General features: G+C 36.0%; 17 protein-coding genes. 3 read left to right on the forward strand and 14 right to left on the reverse strand.

Features of this window, described 5'->3' with window-relative positions:
- From NBH01_RS06795 to NBH01_RS06805, 3 genes are all read left to right on the forward strand, one after another.
- Nucleotides 1–1,836: a BACON domain-containing protein gene (locus NBH01_RS06795; RefSeq protein ID WP_008764463.1), complete on the forward strand. Its 1,836-nt coding sequence runs from the start codon at nucleotides 1–3 to the stop codon at nucleotides 1,834–1,836.
- Between the two features lie 118 nt (nucleotides 1,837–1,954).
- Nucleotides 1,955–2,656 (forward strand): tetratricopeptide repeat protein, encoded by a 702-nt coding sequence (locus NBH01_RS06800; protein WP_054959065.1) that lies wholly within the window; start codon nucleotides 1,955–1,957, stop codon nucleotides 2,654–2,656.
- A 5-nt stretch (nucleotides 2,657–2,661) separates the two neighbouring features.
- Nucleotides 2,662–5,652 carry a M60 family metallopeptidase gene (locus NBH01_RS06805; RefSeq protein WP_195383442.1) on the forward strand — a complete coding sequence of 997 codons (2,991 nt, stop codon included), beginning with the start codon at nucleotides 2,662–2,664 and terminating at the stop codon, nucleotides 5,650–5,652.
- Between the two features lie 77 nt (nucleotides 5,653–5,729).
- On the opposite strand, the gene NBH01_RS06810 is transcribed toward NBH01_RS06805, so the two are convergent.
- The 14 genes from NBH01_RS06810 to NBH01_RS06875 all read right to left on the reverse strand — a co-directional run bounded on the left by NBH01_RS06810 (nucleotide 5,730) and on the right by NBH01_RS06875 (nucleotide 19,492).
- Complete coding sequence (locus tag NBH01_RS06810) at nucleotides 5,730–6,656, reverse strand: DUF5030 domain-containing protein (protein WP_129655278.1); 927 nt, start codon at nucleotides 6,654–6,656, stop codon at nucleotides 5,730–5,732.
- Nucleotides 6,657–6,711: 55 nt separating this feature from the next.
- Nucleotides 6,712–8,580: an erythromycin esterase family protein gene (locus NBH01_RS06815; RefSeq protein ID WP_172681265.1), complete on the reverse strand. Its 1,869-nt coding sequence runs from the start codon at nucleotides 8,578–8,580 to the stop codon at nucleotides 6,712–6,714.
- 136 nt (nucleotides 8,581–8,716) lie between these two features.
- Nucleotides 8,717–8,875: a DUF5030 domain-containing protein gene (locus tag NBH01_RS06820; protein WP_008764467.1), complete on the reverse strand. Its 159-nt coding sequence runs from the start codon at nucleotides 8,873–8,875 to the stop codon at nucleotides 8,717–8,719.
- Nucleotides 8,872–9,663, reverse strand: a complete 792-nt coding sequence (locus NBH01_RS06825) for a hypothetical protein (protein ID WP_008764468.1) — start codon at nucleotides 9,661–9,663, stop codon at nucleotides 8,872–8,874. Before NBH01_RS06825 ends, NBH01_RS06820 begins: the two co-directional genes overlap by 4 nt.
- Before the next feature lie 110 nt (nucleotides 9,664–9,773).
- Nucleotides 9,774–10,556, reverse strand: a complete 783-nt coding sequence (locus NBH01_RS06830; RefSeq protein ID WP_022471527.1) for a hypothetical protein — start codon at nucleotides 10,554–10,556, stop codon at nucleotides 9,774–9,776.
- A gap of 32 nt (nucleotides 10,557–10,588) precedes the next feature.
- Nucleotides 10,589–11,422 (reverse strand): FkbM family methyltransferase, encoded by an 834-nt coding sequence (locus NBH01_RS06835; protein WP_008759954.1) that lies wholly within the window; start codon nucleotides 11,420–11,422, stop codon nucleotides 10,589–10,591.
- A 55-nt stretch (nucleotides 11,423–11,477) separates the two neighbouring features.
- Nucleotides 11,478–13,211 (reverse strand): glycosyltransferase, encoded by a 1,734-nt coding sequence (locus NBH01_RS06840; RefSeq protein ID WP_022471528.1) that lies wholly within the window; start codon nucleotides 13,209–13,211, stop codon nucleotides 11,478–11,480.
- Between the two features lie 49 nt (nucleotides 13,212–13,260).
- Nucleotides 13,261–14,094, reverse strand: a complete 834-nt coding sequence (locus NBH01_RS06845; protein WP_008759956.1) for a glycosyltransferase family 2 protein — start codon at nucleotides 14,092–14,094, stop codon at nucleotides 13,261–13,263.
- The gene (locus NBH01_RS06850; RefSeq protein WP_008759957.1) at nucleotides 14,087–15,313 is read right to left on the reverse strand and encodes a glycosyltransferase family 4 protein; all 1,227 of its coding nucleotides are present in this window, start codon (nucleotides 15,311–15,313) and stop codon (nucleotides 14,087–14,089) included. The genes NBH01_RS06845 and NBH01_RS06850 overlap by 8 nt, the downstream gene beginning before the upstream one ends.
- A complete protein-coding gene (locus NBH01_RS06855; protein ID WP_008759958.1) occupies nucleotides 15,310–16,299 on the reverse strand; it encodes a hypothetical protein in 990 nt (329 codons plus the stop codon). Before NBH01_RS06855 ends, NBH01_RS06850 begins: the two co-directional genes overlap by 4 nt.
- Before the next feature lie 143 nt (nucleotides 16,300–16,442).
- The gene (locus NBH01_RS06860; RefSeq protein WP_074856385.1) at nucleotides 16,443–17,393 is read right to left on the reverse strand and encodes a DUF5030 domain-containing protein; all 951 of its coding nucleotides are present in this window, start codon (nucleotides 17,391–17,393) and stop codon (nucleotides 16,443–16,445) included.
- Between the two features lie 11 nt (nucleotides 17,394–17,404).
- Nucleotides 17,405–17,950 carry a JAB-like toxin 1 domain-containing protein gene (locus tag NBH01_RS06865; protein ID WP_008759960.1) on the reverse strand — a complete coding sequence of 182 codons (546 nt, stop codon included), beginning with the start codon at nucleotides 17,948–17,950 and terminating at the stop codon, nucleotides 17,405–17,407.
- A gap of 72 nt (nucleotides 17,951–18,022) precedes the next feature.
- On the reverse strand, nucleotides 18,023–18,802 hold the full coding sequence (locus NBH01_RS06870) for a hypothetical protein (protein ID WP_008759961.1): 780 nt from the start codon (nucleotides 18,800–18,802) through the stop codon (nucleotides 18,023–18,025).
- A gap of 21 nt (nucleotides 18,803–18,823) precedes the next feature.
- A complete protein-coding gene (locus NBH01_RS06875) occupies nucleotides 18,824–19,492 on the reverse strand; it encodes a hypothetical protein (RefSeq protein WP_008759962.1) in 669 nt (222 codons plus the stop codon).
- Nucleotides 19,493–19,501: the final 9 nt, after the last annotated feature.

The raw sequence follows: 19,501 nt of genomic DNA on the forward strand, positions 1-19,501 counted from the left end.
ATGAAAAAAAATATACTAATCATCGGACTGACAGGAATCCTGGGAACTTTCGTAGCTCTCTCTTCCTGTGGTCCTGATTATGAAACTGAGTTCAATGTACTGACATTGACCATTCCCAGCGAGAGCCAGGCGGCTGTTGTTTTTCCGCTTTCCGGCGGCGAACATGAGATAGAAGTGGAGACCAACGTGGCGCTCGATAACTGGACGGTAAGTTCGAATGCCGAATGGTGCAAACTACAAAAGCAGGAAGGTAAAGTCACGGTTTCTGCCGATCAGAATGAAGGCTATAAACAGCGTATAGCAGAAGTTACGATAGCATACGGTCACCAGAGTTATTCCATAAGTGTGAAACAGTTCGGCTTGGAACCGGTGATCGATATACCCGGATTGACGGATGATGGAATGAAGGCGGTGGATGCTAAAGCGACTTCACTTTCTATCCAGGTGAATACCAATCTGAATCTGGATGTCATCACTGTACCGGATACCTGTAACTGGGTACGCTTTAACGAACCGAAAGAGCTGAAAGCAAAGAAAGGACAAAAAGCTGTAAAAGCGGAAGATATCGTCAAGAAAAATCTGGTATTCAGTTTGGATCAGAATACTGATACCATTGTGAGGTATTGTACAATCACCCTTCAGTCGTCACAGAATTACAACTGTGTCGGCACGTTCATTATCAAGCAGCAGCCGAGAGGATATATTGTTGACATTGACGATGCACACAAGGTCTTTGAAGTGAAAGCAATGGGCGAAACGATCACGATTCCTTTCAAAGTGAACGGTCCTGCGGGTGCGGAATATGAATATGTGATTGACGAAAATGCTCAAACATGGATTAAGCCTGCAACTGCACCGCTCACCAGAGGAGCATTGCGTGATGCTTCCGAAAGCTTCATCATAGAGCCTAACACCGCAGTTGTAGAACAACCCCGTGAAGGAACGATAACGTTCACAAGTAAAGATCCGGTTGATCCAAACAGCTTTACAGTTACTGTGAAACAAGCAGGATTCGTTCCCGTTCCTCCTGTAAATGTGGTGAATGCTACCGCTACACCGGGAGCCGGACACATCACTCTGCAATGGGAAGCACCGGAAGATGTGGATTATAGTAAAGTGAAAATCACGTATTATGATAAGGTCACAAAAGAAAATAAAGAGATAGAAATAGATGGATTCAAGACAACATCGGCTATCATAGATGATACCTATCAGTGTGCTGGTGAATATTCCTTTACTTTCAAGACCTACGGTCCTACGGGAATGGAGACTGAGAGTCCTGTAATCATTACAGGTACTTCCGGTGAAGCTTCCGAGTTGGAACGCGTCATTCTCACTGTTGATATGCTTTCTGCTAATGCGACACAGGACGGTGATGGAGGTGGCTTACCTGCTTTGATTGACGGCAAAGGTGGAACTTATTATCATTCCAGATGGCAAGATCCAGTCGTATCAGAAGCCCATTACGTGCAGATTAAACTGAACAAACCGTTGCAAGGGCTTCGTTTTGAATATGATGCGCGTCAGACTGGCATAAATAATGGGGGCGACGTAACGATCGCAACTATTTACGGAAGTACCAACGGTGAATACTTTGAAAGCATGGGTACGGAAGAGTTCAATTTACCGACATCAAACGGTGGTCATGCTACCGCTAAAAACAATGTGAATGGTAAACAAGCTTACAACTATATCCGATTTACTCCTACGGGTCGCCGTAATCAAGCCACATTGGACTATACTAACGCTAATAAAGCATGGTGGAATATGGCTGAGATGTATCTCTACAGAGTAAGGCATGATGAAGCCTGGGCCAAAGAGCAGTTAGGCATCTGATAAACTAATAGAAAGACTGGCGGGGAGGAAATAAGATTAGATTGGACACATTTTCCTATAAAACTCCCTGTCAGTCATTTTTTTTATTTATATTATCCGACTATTGAGAATCATGTACATGAAAACAAAGAAACTGAATATCATATTACTTGTTTTGCTGCTAATCTGCACAGCCGTCGGTTGTCATTCACGGCAGAAACCGGACATTCGTCCCCATCCCGTAAATCTCAGTGCCGACAGTTTTTATCAACAGGCGGTAGCCATCCTGCAATCGTCTTATGATGTCGATTCCACCCGGAAGTGTATCAGCCTTCTGGACCGGGCACTGTCGATTGACAGTCTCAACCCCGATTATTATGGTACCAAAGCTAAACTACTGGCTGAGATGGGGGAGCTGGATTCCGCATTGCATGTCCAGACTTTGGCAATGGAGAGAAAAGCGATAACAGGAGAATACCTGTTTCAGTTAGGATTGTTTCAGGCGGCTAAAGATATGAATGCTGATGCGCATCAAAGTTTCGGAAAAAGTCTGGAAATTCTGCGGGCAGTGCTCGAACAATATCCTGACAGTTTGGGAGCATTTATTCTTGAAGAATCCGCCAATGCGCTTTATCAGGGAGCAGACAGCATTTATATGAAAGACATCGATGGCATTCGCAAACGTTTCCCGAACAGGCTTCTGGAAATAGAGATGATCCGAAGGTTGAAGCCGCATTCGCTGGTGAAGCAAATCAAAAAGATTCAGATAGAGAATGAATATAACATTGACTTCGATTTGGATAGTTTGGTCAACGAAATGGAAAAACAACAAAAATTATAAATACTATGTTATTGGATAAGGTAAAACACATACTATGTATCTCTCTTATTCTGCTGGTGGGAGTCACTACTCTCTATGCTTGCAAGAGTGATGATAAGGAGCTGCAGGGAGAGCCGGTGCTGCAAGTTCAGAAATCCATTGGATTCAAGAAAGAGGGTGGGGAAGTAGCCGTACCTGTCAAATCGAACCGGGAGTGGAATGCATCGGTAACTGAGGGAAAAGAATGGCTGACGGCAAGGAAAGCATCGGATACAGAACTGACGGTTTCGGCAACATCCAGTCCCGAAAAAGGAGTCAGAGAAGGAAATATTACTATCGCCAATAATGCGCTGACTGCTAAACTCAGAGTTGTGCAGACAGGCGGTGACCTGATCATTGAAGTGGCTGAAGAGAGCCGTGTCATTCAGGTGGCGGGAACAGGAAACGATCATCTGGAAGTCAACTTGCTTTCCAATACAGACTATGAAGTAGTTATTCCGGAGGAAGCCAAAGACTGGATTACCGAGAAAGAAGTACCTGATACAAGAGCCGATCTGGCATCCAGTACACGAATATTCTCCATTGCTTCCAATCCTCTGACTACAGAAAGGAATGCTACGATCAAGTTTGTATCCAAAGAAAATACAAACATTTATGACCAGTCGGAAATCAAACAACAAAAGAAATCGAGTGATATTTCGGGTGTAAATCCGGAGAAGGATATAAAGTTGAAAGTTACCGGTGGATACGACACCGACCATCAGCCGGGGCAGGATATATCGAAGTCTTATGACGGTCAGTTCGGCGGAACCTGTTACCATTCCACATGGAGTCAATCTGCAAAATTCCCCGTTACTCTTGAATATCAGTTCGATCAGAATCAGCTTACGCTAGACTATATCCTATATCACAGCCGGAATGGTAACGGTAATTTCGGAGCATTCGAACTTTACATCAAGCCTCAAGGAAGTACGGATTTTATTCATATACAAGATTATGATTTTAAAGGAGCAGGAGGCAGCCATAGGATATTGCTGAACGATCCGGTTGTACCTGCGGCTGTTCAATTCAAAGTTAAAAGCGGATTAAATGATTTCGTCAGTTGCGACGAGATGGAATTTTTCCATGCTGCGGAAAATCCGCTTGACGAACAACTGATAACAGTATTCACCGACCGTTCATGCAGTGAACTCCTCCCGGACGCTTCCGACGAAGCCATCAATCGGCTTCCGGCATTCTTCAATGTGCTGGCAAAGTCTTTGCAGAGCAATACTTATCCCGAAGCGGAAAAGAGATTCAGGATACAGTCATATCAGGCATACAGTGTGCCCGAATATTGGGGAGATAAATTGAGAACCAATTACTACTCGCCTCTTTGCAACCCTACCGGTATCATAACCAATGCGGGTGAAGAGATGGTCGTTTTAGCAGACGGCATACCGCAAGGTGAATCCATTTCACTAAGGTGTTGTTCGGATCTGGGGCCCGACGGTGAAGAACGATTCCTGAAAAACGGAATCAACAAGTTTTCTTTCTCACGTGCGGGAAATCTGTTTGTCATCTATCAGAAACTTGATCCCCGTGGCATGCCGGCAGTGAAAATACATTTTCCGCCCCAGTATGTGGAGATAACGGAACATGCGCGTGTAGGCTTCAATGTATGGGATCTGACTGTGGATAAAACCGATGATCTGTTCCGTGAATATATCCGGAAGGCAAAATCTGTCACTTTGGACGGATCTGACAAATGTGTATTTGTGCTGAAAGGTAGGAAGATTCTGTTTACAGCACTGAAAGACTTGCTGCAAAATCAGGACAACTTCAAACAGTATGGAGTAGTAAGAGGAATGGAACGATGGGATAACCTGATAGATTGGGAGCAGGAACTGGCTGCCATCGATACTTATTCGAATACAGGAGAATTCAATTCACTGATGCATGTCACGACTTTCACCGACGGACTTTATGCTACCAATTATTACATTAATATGGCAGCGGGTGATGTAAGCACAAAAGATGGATGGGGTTTCAAAAACAACTTCGATCCGCGTGATATGGACAAGAATCAGGACAATGAATGGGGGCCGGGACATGAACTCGGACACATGCATCAGGGAGCTATCAACTGGCCCAGTACTACGGAATCGAGCAATAATCTCTTTTCTAATTATGTGGTGTACAAGATAAACCAGTGGGGATCACGTGGAAGCTCCATTGGGACTTTAGCTACTTACCGGTATGCGCCTCCGACTCCTTGGAGCAGATTCATGCATCCGCGCGACCCGAACACGTTGGCATTTACCCCTCAGGACATGACATCTGATGATGCCAATAAATATGGATTATATCAAGGAGAAGCCTCCGAAATGCATATGCGCCTCAACCAGCAATTGTGGACATATTTCGAACGTATCGGCAAGAAACCGAATACCATCCGTAAGATATTCGAACAAGGACGTACCCCTGAATTTTGGTTACCTTTCAATGATCCGGGCGCAGCACAGCTGATGTATGCACGCAACGTAGCAAAAGCCGCTAATATGGATATGACCGAATTCTTCGATGCCTGGGGATTCTTTATTCCGGTCAGTTTCAAGTTGTATGCTTACGGAAGCTTTTCATATACCGTGACACAGGATATGATTAATCAGACGCTGGCTTATATGAAAACATTCCCCACTAAATGTCCGCCTATTGAATACATTGAAGACCGAAGATACCAGGCAGGAGCCGGAGGCAATCAAAAAGGTATATCCGAAGATGGAGGAGATGTAGGGTATTTCGAAACATTCCAGAACAATGTGAAAATCACCAAGACTGTAAGTTATACCGTTTCCGGAAGAACATACACTGTGACTAATGGCGAACAGGCGGTTGCTTTCGAATTAATCAAGGATGGCAAAAAAGTATGGTTTGCCAATCGGTTTGTATTTACTGTACCTGCCGGAGCAGACATTGAAGGAGCGGAACTGTACGCTGTTCAGGCGGACGGGCAACGTATTAAAGCAAATAAATAGGGAAACTTACTGAATATCCCCAATCTTATATGGAATGAAGAGTAGCTTTTACTTTTGAGTAGAAGTTACTCTTTGTTCTAATGAAGATAATCCTCGAACTTCCAGCCTGTACCCGATGAATAGTTTGCTTTTACATACCGTCCCTGAAAAATTGAACCGTTTATCGTCTGTAACCATCCGAAACTCCAACGAGGCAACTTGCTGATCTGTTTTATTAATTGTTCGGTCAGAGCTTGATTCTCTTTATTCATGATCTCATTGGGTGATAATAAATATCCGGTCGTTTTCCCTTTTTTATTCGTCACCAACAAGATATCTACGCCAAATTTTGTGGTTGATGTTTTATGCTTTTTCAAATTACCATTAACGAACTCTTCTAATAAATCCAGTTTATATTGAAGATTACTATACCAGCAACCATCTGTACTGGCAATAGGCGAATACTTGATAGTAGGACGAGAACGACGAGGACCTTCCATCGTTCCGGTTTTTGCAATATCTAAAAAGTTTCGTGATATAACCTGTCCCTTTTCTATGTCAAACTCAGCTACATTCTTCGTCACAATTTCTCCAAATAAGTCTTTGGGACACGATAAGGCTGTTATCTTCCCCGAATACCATATTGCAGGAATCCCTAAATCGTCTTTTCCATATTTTTCAGCCAACTTATTCTTATAGATCGATGCTTCATTCGACTTTCCTTCTTTTGATGAATATATTTTCTTTAAGTATAACATAGCCTTTTGTCCTGAAGAATATTCAAAGCACCATTCCGCACGAATATCTTTTGGTCTTTGTAAGTCGGATGGTAATAGAGATTGTTCCATAAATATTCCTGCTTCAGGAGATTCTTCAATATTATAAATAATATCATGATTCTTCAAAGTATCGATAGCTTTTTGCTCTTTATAGTTAGATATCATCTTTTTGACTGGAATATAATGCTGCCCATAAACAACATTACAAGCATAGCATAGAATACTTAAAAAAAGAAATTTCTTCATAACTTTAATCCTTTATGATAGAGTTGTTTTTTTTGTAAATAGAGGCATAACAGAATTAATTATATTGTTCTTCGTTTGCTTTCAATTCTTTTATCAACTCCTTTATTCTAAGAAATTGTTTGAACATTGTTTCGAATTCTCCAGTCGTTACATTTTTGAGCGGCGTGCTCTCTTGTATAAAGACATAGGCATCACACCAGTTTTTCACAGAATGAAATTGATATTGTCTCTGATAACGTGCCATTCTTGGAATAACTAATAACTCAACAATACCGTCATCCATATATTTGGATGGATAATAGAAATAACTTTCTTTTGTGCTTAGAGCTAAATGTTCAAAACTATTATATGGTGGCTTGGATAATGGTAATGCTATCAGCTTGCTAAAATAACCAGCGGATTCCTGAGTAAATGTTCCTTTTCCAACTTGAAAACCAATTGAGTAATACTTATCTCCATAATATTTCTTTAAACGATTCCCTGCTGGGATTTCTTTATACGGAAAACTATCAAAACGTTCCAAGTTAGAAAGATGGGCACTATGAGCGTGAATGATTAGCTTCTCATCTTTTTTTAAGAAATGATCAGCAAGTTGTTTGGTATAAGTAAACATATAGAAATCCCTATAATCAGGAGGAGGCAATTGGGAGCCAATACCCAAATTGATACAAGTTTCTATGTATTGGGTAAAAAGCGAAAAATTCTCTTCTCCCAACTTCGTTTTTAAATAAACATCCTCATGAGCATATTGCAATATATCTTTAAATTCTTTATCATATAGTTTTAATAAATAGTATCGCCCTTTTTCTTTATCCAATAGATTTAATAGGTAGTCATAAAAATATGGACTTATGATGTCTTTATAATCCATACCAGATAGGTGTACTTTACGAAGAGATGTCTTGTTATACTCCTTTAACCAATCCACAAAGCCCATAAGCTCGCTATTGTTTGTAAAAAACATCTGCATGATTTCTTTTATTTGTTTTTCAATGTCGGGTGATGATATAATTCCTTGTATATATGCATCGACCAGTAGTAAGGCATCAACGGGAGCCTCTAACAGAACAAACCTGCAATCTCCATTTTGAATGAGATTCTTTGAAAATTGAATAACCGCAGTTTTTAATTCTTGCGAACCATGAGTACATTCTCCTAATCCTATGATTTTTTTATCTTTCAATTCATTTATTCGCGTAAGCAGAGTACTATCATTGTCATGAGATAATTTTATAATCTTATTTTTGATAAGTCTTTTGTGAATGTTTGTGTTAATGACAGTTTGATCTTCAATAGATTGTTTCCCCAGATCTTTTCCATCAATATTGATTTGCAGGTCACTTAAACATATTTGTTGATCCGGATTACTATTTCCAAAATAAAAGATATTAATTCGTAATGCTTTGGCTTTATATTTCCCGTCCGTCAATTTTAATGATAGTACATTATCCGTCCATTCCGGATGTTCCAGCTTTTTGTCTTCAGATGCTACTGCCACTTCATTACTGTTGAGAGCTGTAACTGTAAGCCATGCATTAGTTATCTCTCTTGTTTTACTTTTTATAGATACTTGGCAGCTATCTCCATTTATCTGTTCTGGTATCATGATAGTGCAAGATGTAATAAATATCATATTCTTATTTTTTGATGGAGGTGGAGTATATGATATTTTATAAACTATATTATCATCTTTCTTTATTTGCATTGATTCAATATAAGTAAAGCATCCGGTTTGGTTCTTTATCCAAGACCACTTTTGTTCTTCTCCTCCCTTAAAATTGAAATTATATTCTTCTGCGATAGTTTGAGCAATAGATGATGCGGGAAAGATAAATATAAATAATAGTACAGGAAATATAAGGCAAAATCTCTCTTTTTGTTTCTGTATCCCGCTAATACCTATTCGTACTAATTTCTGTTTCATATGCATTAAATTTAAGTTGTGTGATTCTACAAATATAGAAATAAAAACGCATTGTTGCATAGACAATCAATGATTTAATATTGCTTGTTGACTCAATATCAATATTCAAGGTATTTGCCAGTGAACCATTCGGCAATTATACCATTATAACCTGCTGGTACGTCTTGATACTGTCCTTAAAAAGATTCAACATGTCGGTTAGAGACATAATCTCATATTTGTCGTCTGCATTATTTTGAGCATAGATCAAACCAGGCAATAAATATATGAAAAGTGATATAATTCTATTTTTCATAATTGACCAACTATACGTACGGTATCTGATTCATTTCGCTTTGGCAAAATAAATATATTATCTGTCTCTGGGACAGGATCTATTACTTCGATATAATCTTTCGGATTTCTATACCAAAACACCTTTTGTAATGATTTGATATAGTGGTTGAGTTTCTTAGCTCCTTCGTCAGTGTATAAGCAATAAAGAGGGATACAACCACGATATCGTTTTTGAATTAATATGACCAAGCAATGAGTATATTTATTTTCATATTTTTCCCACATTTTTAAAGGGTATGTGATAACAGTATCTGCATTGAAGGATTCACGGGCATATTTGGAAGACTTATAAGTTATAGGTAATTCAGATAAAAAAGCGACTCGTTTTCCCGTATTTTTAAGGAAGTCCGCTTTAATATGGGTTAAATGATAAGTATTCATCTCAACTTTCATTTCTGGAAGCAAATCAAAATCTGCATAGACTGAATCATTGCGTCTGCAAAATATACTGGGAATAGCAGTGAGTATAATAAAATTACTATCTTTGGATAGAAAGGATTTGCGATAGTAGCTTGGTAATCTCTTAGATTCTTTTGCAAGAAAGCATCCTAAATAAACTTTGTTTTTTCCTAAAGAATCGATATAGGATATAAAATCTTTAGGCTGATTATACTGTACTTGATTTCTATCTAGTGCATAACCTTCTGGGATAAAAACATTTTGAAGACTTTTATCTTTTTGAGGATAAGCATTCGATGCTATCAAAAGTAATAATGATGATAAGATTATTGTTTGTAGTATTCTCATTGTTTTACACTTTAATAATTGTAGCCATTATAATCATTCTGATAAATTTTAGTTGTGTGATTCTGTAAAGATAGAAGTAATAGGATAAATTCCCATCTTATTTTTGCATCTTAATTATTAGCGGATCTTTCTTTAGCTTTTAAATGAGGTATTTCATATTCATCTATGATTGGTGGATCTATTACTTCAATGTAATCTTTCGGTTCTCTATACCAAAAGACATGTTCTAATGATCTGATATAGTGACTTAGCTTTTTGGCACCTTTGTCATTATAAAAGCAATACAGAGCAATACATCCACGACGTTTTTTTTGAATTATCATTACTTGGCAATGATTGTACTTATTTTCTAAATTTTCCCACATTCTTAAAGGATATGTAATTACAGTATCCGCATTAAATGCTTTACGAGCATATTTTGAAGATTTATAAATGAGAGGAAGATCACACAAAGAAGTAACCCTTTCTCCTGTATTCCTAAAAAAATCTCCTTTGATTATTTCTAAATGATAAGTATTCATTTCAATCATAAATCCTGTTTTAAAACTAAAGTCAGCATAAATAGAATCTTTATCCCCGCAGAATATGGGAGGCACAGATACGTATGCAATAAAATTACTGTCTTTTGATAGTATGCAATTATAATGTCGACTAAATGCATGTGCTCTAAATTGTTTTGAAGTAATGCATATTAGATTACCGTTAGGAATATGATGAAACACAAAATCGCTGGACTGATTAAATCGTACTTGGTTTCTATCCAATGCATATCCTTCAGATATATATCCACCAGAATTGAAAAAATCTTTAGTTTTTTTATCTTCTTGAGAGCATACCTTTGATATATTCAAAAGTAATAATGCTGACAAGGTTATTGCTTGTAGTATTTTCATAGTTCTATTGTTTTTATGTGTAACTATATTTGTTAAAACGTTGCATGCCAATCGCACCAAAAGGTCCATGCCGGTTCGTTCAGTCTCATTTTGTCTTCTCTATGCTTTTTAAGCATTTCCTTTGCTTGAGGGTAATCATACCATTTGCCGGCTAGTTCTTCTCCAAATGGTCCTGAAGAACCGGGGAAGAAATCGGTAAATTTCACTCGTTGATCAGTATCGGAGAGAACTATCAGTTCTTCGGCATACTTACAATTGGTTTCTATTTGTTCGAACCAATTATGTTCAGAATTATTCTTATAAAAACAATTATAGTCGAGTACGGTAAGTGTTCTTTGATCAACTAACTTGAATTTTCTATATCCTAGCTGATATAAAGCATTCAAAGTGTCCAATTCGTGTCCTGCTATATCTTCATCTTCTCCTATGCATTCAGTTTCTACTGATATATATAGAGGTTTCTCACTCACTTTTTCCATCGTTTGCAGTGCAATGATGTCATTTCCTTCTATATCTATTTTACAATAAAAAGGAGTACCGTATTCATGAAACAAATGGTCCAGCCGTTTTGATTTAATCTTCTTTTTAATAGCCTTGCAGCACATTCTTGAAGAAATAGAAACTTTAGTTGAACTCCAAATGGTATTTGGACCGATATAAAAATCGGTGTCTACGTCATTTGTGTCAGAAATCACATAGTTTAGCAACAATAGCTTTCCATTCTCTATGTATTTCTTAAAAATATTCTGCCATTCATTTATTAAATTAGGGTCAGCATCCACAGCAATTACCCGATACCCTTTCAAAAGATAAAAAAGGGTATCTTCTCCTTTATGAAAACCTATATCAAAAATGAGATTTTCCATTAGACTATTTTATTTTGTATAAATAATAAGTTTATCATTGTCATCAATCTTTCTTTTATTTCAGACTTATTGATTTCATGTGTTTATTCGCTCTTGCAAAATGCTCTCTTATTTTACCCTGCTGTTCCATATTACTCTGAGTAACATCCGAGTACCCAAAATCCTTTTGTTCTGAGATAAAAGGATAGATAACCATTATGTTTGTGGCTAGTTTGGATATTACTCCATCGGCTGTGTCAGTATTCTGAAACGAATAATCCAGCATCTTATCAAAAAAACGATTATAAATAACAATGAACTGTGTGCACCAAAACCAGTCAACTTTATAACGATGATATCCTGCAGGGATCGCTTGTCCAAATCCTCCAATACCACCGGAAAGTACTTCCGCTCCTTGTATATAAGCTTCTGTAACTTCTTTGAACAGTAATTTGGGAGAATAATTTTCCGTGAAATAATGGTCGTCTTCGCAAATGACAATGATGTCATCTCCTTTCTCTTTTGCCATTTTTATGATTTTGATCATACTATTCCATAAACCTACTGCACCGATAGGATGGGCCGAAGCCTCTACCCAATTTAACTCGAATTCTTCCTTGTTGTCGAACTCCTTAGTAATATGTTGTTTACGTTCCACTCTTTCTCTCATATTGATAACATAAACCGGAAGATAAAAATCCGGTTGATGCTCGGATGCAAGCTGTTCTATAATCTTATTGCTTTTATCGAGCCATATATCCCAGTTTAAACGTTCTTCAAAATCCTTTCGTGCAGTTTTCCTTAGTTTGGAATATGTTATATGGTTATTGAATATCTCTTCTATTTTATCAGCATATTCCAGTGAAGAAGCATCGATGTTGAACAGAAATCCATTTTCTCGTTCTTTGATAACCTGTGATACACCTCCTACATTAGTGCCTAACGATGGAATACCATAGGCGCATGCTTCGCAGAAAACTATTCCAAAACAATCAAAGCGAGTGGGCAGAATCAGAAAATGCGATCGTGTCAGGATCTCATGGAATTTTAACCTGTCATTGGAGTTTGTTTTGTCGATAAAAGGGTATATTTCAATATTCGGATCATTTGGTAAGGACATTGGAGGTTCACTTCCTACAATAGTAAGCGTACATTGAAATCCCCTTCCTTTTAGATTATGATAAATTTCAAGTACTTTATTTCCACCTTTCATATTCCAATTTCTTCCGATAAATAAGAGGTTACATGGTGCATTTATCGGCGATACGTTATCTGGAATCGGGATGTTCTCTGTGATATTCGCTCCAAATTCAACCACTTCTATTTTCTCGGCATCAGCATTGTAATCCTGCATTGCGCTCTGTTTTGCCCATTCCGAACAATAAATAATTTTATCCACCTTTTGTATAGCGAGTGATTCCAGTTGTTCGGCTAGTTTGGTAAGACTTTTGTCCTGCCAGTTCATGTATTGATTAAACAGATGAAATGTAGTATCTCCAATATAAATAAGTGGTATATCCGAAACGAGATATGCGGCAAAGAAATAATCTCGGCATATAATTACATCATAACATTCCTTTTTCAATAGGTCAGAAAACAATTTACCAAAAAGCAACGCATAATTTTCAGGAAAGAATGTTTCATTGTTTTTGAAATTGGCTTTGTGGAATTCCCAAACCTCAGCAAACACAGTTTCGCCTACCCATATCACCCTATGTTTCTTTTGAAGTGAAGTGTATAGAGAGTAAAGAGTACCTGACCAGTTATTTTGATCATTAGGGTTTGATGAAGATAAAAAAGCGATATTCATGGTTGTTCTAATTCTATCTAAAATAATTTATTAATTTTCAATTGAAAGATTAAACCATTGTATCGCGTTGTATTCTATTAAATAGATTCACAAAAAAACGAAAAATGTCTTCATTAGACATCCATTTATTCTTTTCTAAATTTTCAAAGTCGGATAATAGGCTATTTAATGTTTTATTATTATATACAGAGAGAAGATAGAGAAGAATTTCCTTTCTCAAACGGATAGAACCTAAAGACATTTCCTTTTTCTTCGTTACGGTGACCTGCGTATCACTTCTTCTAAACATTAATAGTTCTTGTGGTTCTACAAATAATATTCCTCCAGCTTTCGCTATATCAAACCACAATTTATAATCTTCCACACAGGGGTAATTTTGATATTCAATATGGTGATTAAGCAGAAACTCTTTTTTAATCATCACACTAGGATGAAGTAGCATGTTGTATTTTAGTAATTCCAACACAGGTTCGTGTATGATTCCATATCCAAGGTGGGAAACATTTCTTTCGTTGCCCTTATCGCTGAAAATCTTAGCCCATGTTCCACAAACTGTAATATCCGGATTTTTTTTCATACGTTTTAATTGAATTCTTAATCGTTCTGTATGCATTATATCATCGGCATCCATGCGTGCAATATAAGAGCCGGAAGCCAACTCTAATCCTTCATTTAAGTTTTGAATAAATTGATGCTCCTTTCTGACTAAACGTATTCTTTTGTCTGTATATCCTTGAATGATTTCTACTGTCCGGTCTGTTGAACCATCATCTATAATAAGAAACTCAAAGTCGGTCAGTGTTTGATTCAAAACACTATCAATAGATTCTTTTATATATCTCTCACCATTTCTGACGGGCATTAGAACTGTTATTTCAGGCATTGTCTTGTTCTATTAATTGTTCATATACATTAATCGTATTCTCTATCATCTTTTCCAGAGTGAATCTTTCTTGGTAGTTCTTGATTGCATTTGTGCTCAGTTTTAGCCTTAAGGCTTCATCATCTATCAAGCGGATGATGGCGTCTGCTAATTTCTCTTCATCTAGCTCTAAACCAAAATCTTCATCAAACACTAAAGGGATTCTCAAAGCGTTTACTTCATCTTCGAACATTTCGGAAAGTGCATCTACATCTGATACGATCATTGGCATACCAAACATGGACATTTCAATAGCCACATAGCTACATTGTTCATGTAAAGAAGGAATGACTCCTATAGTATTTGTTGTATATAGTTCTTTCAGCTCATTAAAAGAAACAGTCCCTAATATGTCAATCTTTAGTTGTTTGTATGCTTTGCGGATATGAGATGACATATATCCGGTACATTGCCCAACTAATTTCAGTTTGCAAAAATACCCTCTACTGGCTACTTTATTTAATGCATTAAGTAAACAAATCACTCCTTTTTCACGACTGATTCTGCCTACGAAAAGGATCTCTGGTGTTCTAGATTTTCTTTCCTGCAAGGTGATTCCCGTATCATCCATACCATTATATATAACAGATATTTTGTCTGGATGGATACCATATGCTGAAATAATGTGTTTCATTGCGGAATAAGAAACACATATAATTCTATCAGATAAAGGATATGCAATCTTTTCTAGTTGATTTTCATTTATTAAATTGAATGTGTTATTCAACCATTGAGAGTACTGTTTCTTAAACAGACTTTCATTATATTCAAGACTTAGTTTCCAAGGAATGATATGTAAATGGGTTAAAATATGTCCGCCTAAAGATAACTTTAAAATATCCGCTAATTTTACTAGTAATAATTCTTGCACATGCCAAATTAATTGTTTCCTGTTTTTAAAATAGGGAGATATTAAGTCGGATACGACGTTAAAATACTTAGTAAGCCAATATATTTCATTTCTCAGAGGCTTGGATTTAGAAGGATATGGGATATTAGCAATTATCCTATCCTCTGTCACTTCAAATTTGGGAAAGATCAGACTGGTATTTAAACAAATAATATGAACTTTAATGCCGTTCATATGTTTCATACCTTCTGTTAACATTTGAATATAGCGTACAACACCGGATGGATTGCCAGTTTCTATTCTGAGGATTACAACATTTTTTTCTATCATTTCAGCATTATATAGTGTCCGGTGGATTTTATATCTTGGAAATTAAGACATTCCATAAGTAACAATTGGGGAATTCCTCCTTTTAGTCTACTTAATGTCAGCCGATTTTCTTTATATAAATAAGATTCTTTATTAAACAAGAGGCTTGACAATTGTTTCTTTAAAGATGTCCATTCACTTTCTTTATTAAGAAGTTGTAATTTATTCAGATTGTAAATAGCATCAATTGATTCTTTTAAGTTTAGGGTTTCCAAAACCATATTTGAAAAGTAGCATTTTATAATCGCATTTGCCAGCTTTATGATATCTTTGCGTTTATGGCACAAACCATATTGCAAAAGATTGACCCCAAATGATATATTAGTACAAACATGTTTATCACTGATTAATTTTTTATGTGTTTGTACTATTATGTCAATTAATGTTTCTCCTCGAATACTTAATTCTTCATAAAGATTATAGAGACAGAGCATTTTCGTAGCATGGTAATAGAACAAATTACGTTCAAACAAACTTTTAGGAATTTGTTTTAGGTAATCATAGAGGTTCTCTATTAAATTGGGAAGTATTTCATCAAAATCAGATTCCTGAATATATGATTTAGAAGCTATTAAAAACGATATAGCGTCGTTTTTAGATACAATATTGTTCATATCTGTTTTTAATTGTTTTATGAATGCTACTATTTCTTTATGTTCTTGACCATATAATTCCAGATAATCAGCTTCAATATATTCTTTTTCAATAAGATGAATAAGAGACCATGCTATTCCCATTTTTCCTTCATTAAATGTATTGCTTTTCATAGGAGAAGCTAGTACCTCTTGCAATAACTCAAAAGCATGTTTTTCAGCTAAAGCATCCTTAAAATAGTGAGAATATTCGAAAAGAATTAAAGAATACCCCATTTTACCAAACATCAGACTAGAGTTGTCTAATGAATATCCATGTAATAATATAAAGTTCACCAAAAAATTATTTTTCATACTTCGTTTATATTAACTCGCTTTAATAGGGAAATCTTCAATATTGAATTGTACTATGGCAGAATGGTTGTAGTCCTTCTTTGTGGCAATTTCAATAAGCAGTGTTCGAAATCAGTGACTTAGTATTGTTTCTTGACTTAATATCAATATTCAAGGTAGTCTTCAATCTTAAACTTTTCATCTTTTACAATAAATTTTAAATATCGACCATATAATATTTTCTTGTCAATGGTTATCAGGGGGCCAAAACTGTTTTCAGGAAACTTCCTTATTTGTTTTTCTAAATAAGATACAATCATTTTCTCGTCGGTAGATAATGTTTTCGGCAATAAGAGGTGTGGAATAATTTGTCCTGTTTTAGGGACTACTTCCAATAGAAATGAATATTCCCTCCCAACATGTTTGCTAAATTCTGTAGAAAAATTTTCATTAATTAGGGGAGAGATTAAAAAATCTATATTCCTTTTAATGTCATCATACCAACATCCGTCTTCGCGTATTAATATCATGCCTCCTTTTTGTGGAAAACAAGAAGATTCAAACTTACCCTCATCTGGAGTTATTTGTTTTTCGTCAGATATCCTACCTTTATGAATGGATATGAGTGAAGCTTTCTTTGATACAACTGTATTAAATAGCTTTCTTGGGCAATGCAAAACGAATAATCTACCAGTGAACCATTTGGCAATTATACCATTATAACCTGCGGGCACATCTTGATACATAGCTGATTCTCTCATTCCATATTTCTCTTTTATTTTTTGTAATTCAAGAGAAGCTTGTTTTAAGGAATCTTTGTTTTGCGGAAATATATCTTCTAAAAATAGATACTTACAGTTTCTGTTTGGGATTCTCCATTGAGCTACACAACAAAATTCTTTCTTTAAAGGTGAAGGATACATAAAGGAAGGCTCATAGAAGTAACCGGGAACATATATTTCGTCATAATCTTGAGGAACACTATTTTTACTATCTTTGAAAAGACTAAACATGTCAGTTAGAGACAGAATCTCATATTTGTCGTCTGCATTATTTTGAGCATAGATTAAACTAGGCAATAAATATATGAAAAGTGATATAATTCTATTTTTCATAATTGTTGTTCTCAATATGGAATATAGGTATCAGTTGGCTCATGATAAATATAAAATTCTTTATATCCAATTTCTTGTAATTTACTCTTTGTTTCATAGTCTGCATCACTTGGATAGTTAGCATATTCACTCTGATGGTTATGATATTTTATATCACATCCACTATACGCCATTGACACTTCTTTTTCTTGATGATTGGTACCTGCGAAAAAATGATAAGTTGAACTATCCACGCACATAGACCATTCTACAGAAGTATTTTGAGTTAAAAAACTATAGATATCTCGATTCTGTTCACTAGTACCTTCAATAACCAATTGACCAGAAGATATTTGAAAAGATGTACCTTTAGGCAATTCCATTGTTGGAGCCCCATCCCATGATCCCATTGATACAAGAACCTCATCTGTATTTGTTTCGTTAGAGTAAAGTACACGCCCATCCACTCCAATTACATATAAAGTACCTCCGATTACTCCTTTTTCTTCATTTTGACTCAATACAGGCATTTCTTTTCGAATTTCATCAATAAGTGCCCTTGTTAATTTTTGTTTCATAAGTGTTTGATTTTAGTTTTGTGATTTCACAAATATAGAAACGATGGGATAAATCCCCATCTTATTTGCATCTTAATTATCAGCGGACTTTTCTTTAGCTTTTAAATGAGGTATTTCGTATTCTTCTATGATTGGTGGATCTATTACTTCAATATAATCTTTAGGCTCTCTATACCAAAATACCTTTTTTAATGATCTTATATATTGACTTAATTTTCTAGCACCTTTGTCATTATAAAAGCAATACAGAACAATACATCCGCGACGTTTTTTTTGAATAATCATTACTTGGCAATGATTATACTTATTTTCTAAATTTTCCCACATTCTTAAAGGATATGTAATTACAGTATCCGCATTATATGCTTTACGAGCATATTTTAAAGATTTATAAGTGAGAGGAAGGTCGCATAAAGAGGTCACTCTTTCCCCTGTATTTACAAAAAAATCTCCTTTGATTATTTCTAAATGATAAGTATTCACTTCAATCATAAATCCTGTTTTAAAACTAAAGTCAGCATAAATGGAATCTTTATCCCCGCAAAATATGGGAGGCACAGATACGTATGCAATAAAATTACTGTCTTTTGATAGTATACAATTATAATGTCGATTGTAGTCTCTAACTTGTTTTGAAGTAATGCATGTTAATCGATCACCGCCGGGAATATAATGGAATACAAAATCGCTGGACTGATTAAATCGTACTTGGTTTCTATCCAATGCATATCCATCAGATATATATCCACCAGAATTGAATAATTCTTTAGTTTTTTTATCTTCTTGAGAATATACTTTTGATATACTCAAAAGTAATAATGATAACAAGACTAAATCTTGCAGAACTCGCATAGCTTTTTATTAATTGTAGTATTAATTATAGTAACTGTAATCACTGTTAGCAGTACCATTGTAGTCACTAATATTTTCATAATTATAATTCCCGTAATAACTATTACCATAGCCATAACTATCTTCGTAATTACCATAACCAAAATAACCATAGGCATAGCCGTAGCTTTCCTCATGAGCACCAATGGTAGTATCAATGTCGGCTTTTTTTATTCGATATATTGTGGATATATCCGAAATGTCTACTTTTCTTACCTTTTTCCCATCTTCCCCCTCTAGGGTTGGGTCAAAATAAGAGATTTTTCCGTTTTCATCTGGTACTGCAAAGACTATAATAGTATGTCCTGTGCCATCAGGATTTACCATAGTTGCAACTTGATAATAGTCTCTGTTAGAAGTCATTGAACCTGGAACTGTATTACCAAATCCCATAACGCTAAGGACATTTCCAATTAATTCATTGGGAACTCCTCCCATTGCTGTAGGATCAAGACCATAAATATCTTTATAATCATTAGCATAATCTTGCGCAGATCGGGAGGGATCCATATGGTGCATGCAATTGAATAAACAATCCCAACTTGTAGTTCCACCATCTCCACCGTTGCAACATCTCATTTCCATTTCTGTCAGTACTGGCATCTCTTTCCGAATCTCATCAATGAGTGCTCTTGTTAATTTTTGCTTCATAAGTATTAA

Source organism: Bacteroides sp. B1-V-101 (genome assembly GCF_023656585.1).
Taxonomy (GTDB): Bacteria; Bacteroidota; Bacteroidia; order Bacteroidales; family Bacteroidaceae; genus Bacteroides; species Bacteroides thetaiotaomicron.

Coding starts and splice junctions, on each gene's coding strand:
- NBH01_RS06795 (WP_008764463.1), top strand. CDS start 1: ATGAAAAAAAATATACTAATCATCGGACTGACAGGAATCCTGGGAACT.
- NBH01_RS06800 (WP_054959065.1), top strand. CDS start 1,955: ATGAAAACAAAGAAACTGAATATCATATTACTTGTTTTGCTGCTAATC.
- NBH01_RS06805 (WP_195383442.1), top strand. CDS start 2,662: ATGTTATTGGATAAGGTAAAACACATACTATGTATCTCTCTTATTCTG.
- NBH01_RS06810 (WP_129655278.1), bottom strand. CDS start 6,656: ATGAAGAAATTTCTTTTTTTAAGTATTCTATGCTATGCTTGTAATGTT.
- NBH01_RS06815 (WP_172681265.1), bottom strand. CDS start 8,580: ATGAAACAGAAATTAGTACGAATAGGTATTAGCGGGATACAGAAACAA.
- NBH01_RS06820 (WP_008764467.1), bottom strand. CDS start 8,875: ATGAAAAATAGAATTATATCACTTTTCATATATTTATTGCCTGGTTTG.
- NBH01_RS06825 (WP_008764468.1), bottom strand. CDS start 9,663: ATGAGAATACTACAAACAATAATCTTATCATCATTATTACTTTTGATA.
- NBH01_RS06830 (WP_022471527.1), bottom strand. CDS start 10,556: ATGAAAATACTACAAGCAATAACCTTGTCAGCATTATTACTTTTGAAT.
- NBH01_RS06835 (WP_008759954.1), bottom strand. CDS start 11,422: ATGGAAAATCTCATTTTTGATATAGGTTTTCATAAAGGAGAAGATACC.
- NBH01_RS06840 (WP_022471528.1), bottom strand. CDS start 13,211: ATGAATATCGCTTTTTTATCTTCATCAAACCCTAATGATCAAAATAAC.
- NBH01_RS06845 (WP_008759956.1), bottom strand. CDS start 14,094: ATGCCTGAAATAACAGTTCTAATGCCCGTCAGAAATGGTGAGAGATAT.
- NBH01_RS06850 (WP_008759957.1), bottom strand. CDS start 15,313: ATGATAGAAAAAAATGTTGTAATCCTCAGAATAGAAACTGGCAATCCA.
- NBH01_RS06855 (WP_008759958.1), bottom strand. CDS start 16,299: ATGAAAAATAATTTTTTGGTGAACTTTATATTATTACATGGATATTCA.
- NBH01_RS06860 (WP_074856385.1), bottom strand. CDS start 17,393: ATGAAAAATAGAATTATATCACTTTTCATATATTTATTGCCTAGTTTA.
- NBH01_RS06865 (WP_008759960.1), bottom strand. CDS start 17,950: ATGAAACAAAAATTAACAAGGGCACTTATTGATGAAATTCGAAAAGAA.
- NBH01_RS06870 (WP_008759961.1), bottom strand. CDS start 18,802: ATGCGAGTTCTGCAAGATTTAGTCTTGTTATCATTATTACTTTTGAGT.
- NBH01_RS06875 (WP_008759962.1), bottom strand. CDS start 19,492: ATGAAGCAAAAATTAACAAGAGCACTCATTGATGAGATTCGGAAAGAG.